The sequence below is a fragment of the Ureibacillus endophyticus genome, from assembly GCF_003628435.1.
Lineage (GTDB): Bacteria > Bacillota > Bacilli > Bacillales_A > Planococcaceae > Ureibacillus > Ureibacillus endophyticus.
In genome coordinates, this window is the sequence record NZ_RBZN01000080.1 from 1 (window position 1) to 6770 (window position 6770).

5 protein-coding genes are annotated in these 6770 nt (G+C 34.6%); 3 read left to right on the plus strand and 2 right to left on the minus strand.

Features of this window, described 5'->3' with window-relative positions; translation table 11 throughout:
* Window positions 1–171 precede the first annotated feature (171 nt).
* Complete coding sequence (locus D8M03_RS16835; RefSeq protein ID WP_170148490.1) at window positions 172–663, plus strand: sigma-70 family RNA polymerase sigma factor; 492 nt, start codon at window positions 172–174, stop codon at window positions 661–663.
* A gap of 83 nt (window positions 664–746) precedes the next feature.
* Here D8M03_RS16835 and D8M03_RS16840 read toward each other — a convergent pair whose 3' ends face one another.
* Window positions 747–2294 carry a plasmid pRiA4b ORF-3 family protein gene (locus D8M03_RS16840; RefSeq protein ID WP_121215959.1) on the minus strand — a complete coding sequence of 516 codons (1548 nt, stop codon included), beginning with the start codon at window positions 2292–2294 and terminating at the stop codon, window positions 747–749.
* 193 nt (window positions 2295–2487) lie between these two features.
* Between D8M03_RS16840 and D8M03_RS16845 the strand changes: the two genes are divergently transcribed.
* Both D8M03_RS16845 and D8M03_RS16850 read left to right on the plus strand, forming a co-directional pair.
* Complete coding sequence (locus D8M03_RS16845; protein WP_121215960.1) at window positions 2488–3912, plus strand: MBOAT family O-acyltransferase; 1425 nt, start codon at window positions 2488–2490, stop codon at window positions 3910–3912.
* 108 nt (window positions 3913–4020) lie between these two features.
* A complete protein-coding gene (locus D8M03_RS16850) occupies window positions 4021–5103 on the plus strand; it encodes a DHHW family protein (RefSeq protein WP_170148491.1) in 1083 nt (360 codons plus the stop codon).
* A 419-nt stretch (window positions 5104–5522) separates the two neighbouring features.
* On the opposite strand, the gene D8M03_RS16855 is transcribed toward D8M03_RS16850, so the two are convergent.
* Window positions 5523–6659 (minus strand): immunoglobulin-like domain-containing protein, encoded by a 1137-nt coding sequence (locus tag D8M03_RS16855; protein ID WP_342768821.1) that lies wholly within the window; start codon window positions 6657–6659, stop codon window positions 5523–5525.
* Window positions 6660–6770: the final 111 nt, after the last annotated feature.

Here is a 6770-nt window from a genome sequence, read left to right on the forward strand (position 1 = left end):
TGTCTCTACGTTTAATTGAATATACATTTCCAATCACCTCTAGATCAGTATGTATACCCCGAGCATTTTTGTACATTGTTATTCAAGCGGGAATGTACATATTTAAATTAGCATTTGTAATGGAGCCACCTAGGAATAATTGATATGTGCACATGTCGCAGGAGACTTGTCATGGAGACGTTCGAAGAGATTCTAGAACAATATGAACCAATGATTTCTTCTATTATTCGTAAACTTAATATTTATAAAAATTATGATTCTTTTAGGCAAACAGCGAGAATTGCACTTTGGCAGGCGTGGCTGAATTTTGACGAAGCGAAGGGAAAATTCTCAAATTACGCGTACACAACAATTAAAACAACGCTATTAAAGGAAATGACAAAAGAAAACAGATATAGCGATGTTCAAATTGCATGGGAGAGGGATGACCTTACGAATGCCGCGCATCATTATCAAATGAAAAATAATACAGTACAAGAGGTGGTATTGTTTGAAGAGATAGAAGAACTTTTAACAGATGATGAATTAGCACTACTATTGAATCTTTACTTCTTTGGCTATTCCTATGAAGCTTTGGCGGAAAAACACGGTATTGCCATTTCAACATTAAAAAAACGCCGACAACGGTTGATGGAGAAAATTCGGAAACAGTTGAACGAATAATAATGTAGGGGATGTTTTATTGCGGACATCCCCTTCCAAATTACTCAACATGTTTAATATTATTCTTTTTACAAAATTCTCTCCTAAAACTTGCCCTTTCTCATCATTTCATCTATTTCTTTATATACCTCTTCAGTAACTGGTAGCGAGTTAACGACGATTAATTTGATGTTTAGACTCTTTGCAATTTGTATTATCGAGTGTGCAGTTTCTTCGTTGACGAATACTTCCCGAGGGATGCTCTCCATTTCGATGATAAACTGAACAAACCCTTTTTGGACAGCTTCTACTTCATTTTGTATTTCCATAAATTCATTAAAAAGTACCAAGCCTCGTTTTTTATCCACTGCAAGTAACAATTTTGGAAAATAAGGTTGTTCATCTGGAAAGTCTTGAATAGGTGTTGCAAAGTAGCGACAATCGAATTCCACAGAAGTATTTAATCTTTTTTGTATTTTCTTTAATTTCATTAATTCAATGTCGTTTATATATAAAGGAAGATTTTTTTGATAATTTTCATTTGGATATAATGTAATTTCTCCACTTTCCCACTTTTTCTTCTTTTTATTATAAGCTCTTACAAAATAGTGAGTACCATCATTAAAACCAATTAAATCTGGATTTTTCTTTGCCATTTCGCATACTTTAACAGTTTGATCTAAAACAATCGAAAATAGTCTTACTTCTTCCTCATTTAAAAACCATGGATAATATCCAGGCTTAAAACTACGCATTTGTGGCCATTGCTTTTTCCCAAAGTAAGAACGGCCAAAAGCTTTTAGTAATTTGTAATCTTCTGTTTCTAACTCGTCTCGATTTGAAAAGCTTAAATGTAAGCTTCTTTGTTTCATATAGAAATGGGGATTTGCGTTTTCCTTTTTACTAAGGCCTTGAAGAAACGTGTGTCCCTCATCCCCAATAAAAGCAGCTAGACCATACTCAATACCTGACTTCCCTAAGATGCTGCAATATATAAATTCTTCTGTCTCAGGATCTTGTATGATAAAAATTTGATCATCGCTCATCCACTTCCAAGGTTGTAAGTCTTTATATCGGTCTACATTATACAGCAGCTTGGACCATTCAATTTTACTATTCTCAGATTCATCTTTGGTGAATGCTTCTTTAAGAATTTCATTATATTCTTCCATAAACAACTTGCCGTTTACTGCCTCCGTGACAATACCTGTTTCGAAATATAAAAAACGGCTATCTTCCATTGGTGTATCTCGCATTACCTTTGTACAACGTGGATAGAAAGCTTTTTTATCAGTAGGCAATATTTTTTCTAATAAAATTTCATGCTCCCAATCATCACCATAATCGTATGTATAAAGAACACGATCTTTTTCCTTTTTAAATATATCCTTTAGTTGCACAACTTCTTCATCATAATCACATCTTGAAAAACCAAAATCATCGTCTAAAATAGGACCTATTCTATTTCCAAGGTGAATTTGATAGCCATTTGACTTCCTCACATCAAAACCATGAAGATGAGAATCCATCCAATCAAATCCTATTTGAATGATTTTATGCAAATCATAAAACGTCATTGTATCCTTAACCTCAAATCTCCTCCAAATTGGGGGTTTTGAGTCTTTTAACGTAATCTTAAATTGAAATATCATTCCACGAACACCTCTACTCTTACCTGATATTCCCCCTATTATATCATCCTCACTATCTTTTATTAAATTGTAGTTAATTTTCAGAATTGTTTGTGTACCGGGTACATTATTTGTACACTAGTTGTTCTCCCCCCCGCTACTAGTGTATACTTCTTACATTGAATTAAATTTTGCAGAAAGTGGAGTAATCTTCATGGTTTTTAGTAGTCTGATATTTTTATACGTATTTTTACCGTTAGTGATCGTATTATATTTTATTTCACCGAAGTGGTTTCGAAACACGCTGCTATTAATCGCCAGTTTGTTTTTCTACGCTTGGGGTGAACCAAAGTATGTCGTATTAATGTTACTCTCCATTGTTGTGAACTACATTATGGGGATTTTCATTGATAAAGCAGATGGAAAATCAAAACGACTCACTTTGCTTGTGGCTACAATCCTCATTAACTTAGCAATTTTAGGTTATTACAAATATGCAGGGTTCTTTATCGATATCTATTCAGACATTACTGGTCAGCAAGTTGAATGGGAAGCGGTTCCACTACCAATCGGGATTTCCTTCTATACATTCCAAGCAATCAGTTACATTATTGATGTGTATCGAAGAGATGTAAAAGCAAATCGTAGTTTAATTGATTTATCCTTATTTATTACCTTGTTTCCACAACTTGTGGCAGGTCCGATTGTTCGTTACCAAACGATTGATGAACAAATCAAATCTCGCTTTACATCAAGTTCAGACTTAATGATTGGGACAAGACGTTTTATTCAAGGTTTAGGGAAGAAAGTATTAATCGCCAATCCAATGGGTGAAGTGGCTGACCAAATTTTCGCCCTCTCAGCTGGAGACTTAACAACAGGAACAGCTTGGATTGGAATCATCGCTTACTCACTGCAAATCTACTTTGACTTCTCAGGTTATAGTGATATGGCAATCGGGTTAGCGCGAATTTTCGGTTTCCGCTTTGAAGAGAACTTTAATTATCCATATATTAGCCAATCCATTACGGAATTCTGGCGCAGATGGCATATTTCATTAAGTTCATGGTTTAGAGATTACGTCTATTTCCCACTTGGCGGTAGCCGTGTAAGCCATCAGTGGAAAGTGTATCGTAACCTATTAATCGTATGGACATTAACAGGTTTTTGGCATGGTGCGAGCTGGACCTTCATGGCATGGGGCTTCTATTACGGAATCATCATTTGTCTTGAAAAGAAATTTATTTTGAAATGGCTAGAAAAAATACCACGCTTCTTCCGCCATGTATATGTCTTAATTCTAGTCATGATTGGTTGGGTATTCTTTAGAGCCGATAATTTTGCTTATTCATGGGATTATATTAAAACCATGTTCTTTATGACAGACAACGTAGCCTATGATTACAACACAATCGTTTATTTAATGGACTACGCAATTTATTTTGTAGCAGCGATTATCCTTGCAATTCCTGTTTACATCATGTATCAAAAATGGTCTGAAACAAAAGCAGAACATTCAATTGGATTCGCCATTCCATTACGTATTGTGCAAACTGTCATCTATGTTGGGTTAATTTTATTCATTACGATGTTTTTAGTAAATGCAACACATAATCCATTTATTTACTTTAGATTCTAGGTGAGACATATGAAAATATTAAATCTCCTATTACCCACCGCTTTTTTGGCGGTGCTCGTAATAGGCTTAACCCTCTTTTTTACGACAGAGGATCGAGAAGTTTCAGAAATGGAAAATCGTGAGCTTCAAACAGCGAATTTTTCAACAAATGTTCAGGATATTATTTCAGGAAAGTTAACGAAAGAAGTGGAATCCTATATTTCCGACCAATTTGCCTTCCGCGACGATTGGATGAAAAGCTTTGTAAAATTCCAAAGTGCCACTGGAAAAACCGTTATTAAAGATCAATACTATGTAGATGCTCGAACAGGCTGGATTGTCTCAAAGGCAGCTGACCTTGTTCCAGAAGAAGAACTAGATGCGTTTGTTGAGAATTTTAAAAATATCCAAGAAGGGTTGTCCGCGCATGACATTCCAATGGCATTTTTCACGTTCCCAGCAAAAGCAACGTACATTCGTAAACCAAGCCCATCCTTTGTACCTGAAGATATGGGAATCAAAAACAATGCTCGCCTTCACGAAAAGTTAACAGCAAATGGCATTGATAATACAAAAATAATGGATGCTATTCCGAAAGCTGTAGACGTTCACGATATGTACTTTAAAACGGACCATCACTGGAATATGTTTGGTGCATATCAAGGATATTTAGCATTGATGAAAACGATTAATGAACGAATTGGGGAAAAAATTGAACCAATTCCATTTGAAGAAAAGAACATGAGCTGCTTACCAAATGACTTTAGCGGTTCATGGAACAAAGTGTTGTATTTGACTGTCGCAAACGATGATCAAATTTGTTACAACTACCCTGAATCTTTTGAAAATCAATTCTCAGTGTATATGGGGAAAGTTGGCGAAGGAAAAGAGTATACGTTTAATGATATATATGCTGGAGCGAAGAATATGGACAAAAATGAGTTCGTTTCATATGCTACGGGATATTCATTAGACTATGCAATGTTGTCATTTTTAAATGAAGATTATGACTCAGACAAGCATATCGTCATTGTGAAAGATTCATACATGAACGCCATTCAATTTCATGTGGCAAGCCATTTCAAACAAACAACTATCCTGGATCTTCGCTATTCTAAAGGCGACCCGGTTAATATGATTGCAGAGCTTGACCCAGATTACGTGTTCTTTGCGTATAATGATCGGAATTTTAATGTGGTGGAACAGTATTAAGTTTATTGGGAGAACAGTCGATTTGACTGTTCTTTTTTATTTTGATATACCTATGTCGTAAAGATTATTTATTATTGCATTCAGTAAGGTAAGTAAGAACACTTTAGACTATATAATTTTCAATAATTCACTCATTTCCTTTAGAAAATACTCTCATTATATTCATATTACCACTTTGGTGAAAGAATTAGTAAAGTTATCATGAGGCACAAGTTGATAGAAAATATTACATTTAAAATCAGAAATAATAAACCGTTTAATTATTTAAGAAAAAATAAACAAGTGGACTTCTAATATACTCAGTCAAATGGAACTGTGTTTAAGATGATTAGCTTACTAACATAAAGTAAGCTAATCGATTAATAATTTTGCTACTAATCCATATGATAGGCAATTAGGACATTTTCGATAAATATTGACTAATTTATGATATCCACATTAACATTAACCTCAGCTGCTGGGTTATTAGATAGATTAACATTCCAACCTAAGAGTGCTTTTATAATATCTGTATTATAAAAGTCCAGATTTATAATTTCAATAAAGTCATCATCAGTTAATTTGATTGTTAATGTATCATATCCAAAGAAATATTCCCCTGCTTCATTTACATCTTCTAATGTTAATTCTAATTTATAAATTCCTTTTAATTGATATTCATCAGTTACTCCATTACTATAAATTAATTTACTGAAATCAAAAGTTGAACCAGTTTCATAATTAGTAATACCACTAATTAGAAGAGTTTGAGTTTGGGAATCTAAAGTAACTTTTGAGAATGTTATCTGGTTTGTTTTATCTGTATAAGAAGACAACGCTTTTACCTTTACTGTAAATTGTTTCGTAGCTGTTACTACGCCATTTACTGTTGCGGTTAATGTTACTTCCACATCTGATTGACCTACCGCTGGTCTATTTAATGTTACAGCTCCTGTTTCACTATCAATAGTGATCGCCGCATTGTTTGATGTCCAAACGATTGTTGAAGCTTCTCCAGCTGTTGTTGCTAATTGTGGAGTTGTCTCAATAGCTGTCTTTGGCTCACCATTTTGTAATCCTAATGCTTCGTCTGTTAACGCTGTTACCAATCTTTCTGCTTTTTGAGCTGCTGTTTCAGTTCGAGCTTTTACCTTTACTGTAAATTGTTTCGTAGCTGTTACTACGCCATTTACTGTTGCGGTTAATGTTACTTCCACATCTGATTGACCTACCGCTGGTCTATTTAATGTTACAGCTCCTGTTTCACTATCAATAGTGATCGCCGCATTGTTTGATGTCCAAACGATTGTTGAGTCTTCTCCAGCTGTTGTTGCTAATTGTGGAGTTGTCTCAATAGCTGATTTTGGCTCACCATTTTGTAATCCTAATGCTTCGTCTGTTAACGCTGTTGCTAATCTTTCTGCTTTTTGAGCTGCTGTTTCAGTTTGAGCTTTTACCGTTACTATAAATTGTTTCGTAGCTGTTACTACGTCATTTACTGTTGCGGTTAATGTTACTTCCACATCTGATTGACCTACCGCTGGTCTATTTAATGTTACAGCTCCTGTTCTTACGATTAGTCAAGTATATTTAAGTTATTTCTTTTATTTTAATGAATTAGTTTTAGAAGGGAGGGGTACCCCTCCCTTCTAAAACTAATTTTTTCATGCCGAAAAAACCTAACGATT

Bases quoted from the DNA above. Each gene is read 5' to 3' on its own strand.
- D8M03_RS16835 (WP_170148490.1), top strand. From the start codon at position 172: ATGGAGACGTTCGAAGAGATTCTAGAACAATATGAACCAATGATTTCT.
- D8M03_RS16840 (WP_121215959.1), bottom strand. From the start codon at position 2,294: ATGATATTTCAATTTAAGATTACGTTAAAAGACTCAAAACCCCCAATT.
- D8M03_RS16845 (WP_121215960.1), top strand. From the start codon at position 2,488: ATGGTTTTTAGTAGTCTGATATTTTTATACGTATTTTTACCGTTAGTG.
- D8M03_RS16850 (WP_170148491.1), top strand. From the start codon at position 4,021: ATGGAAAATCGTGAGCTTCAAACAGCGAATTTTTCAACAAATGTTCAG.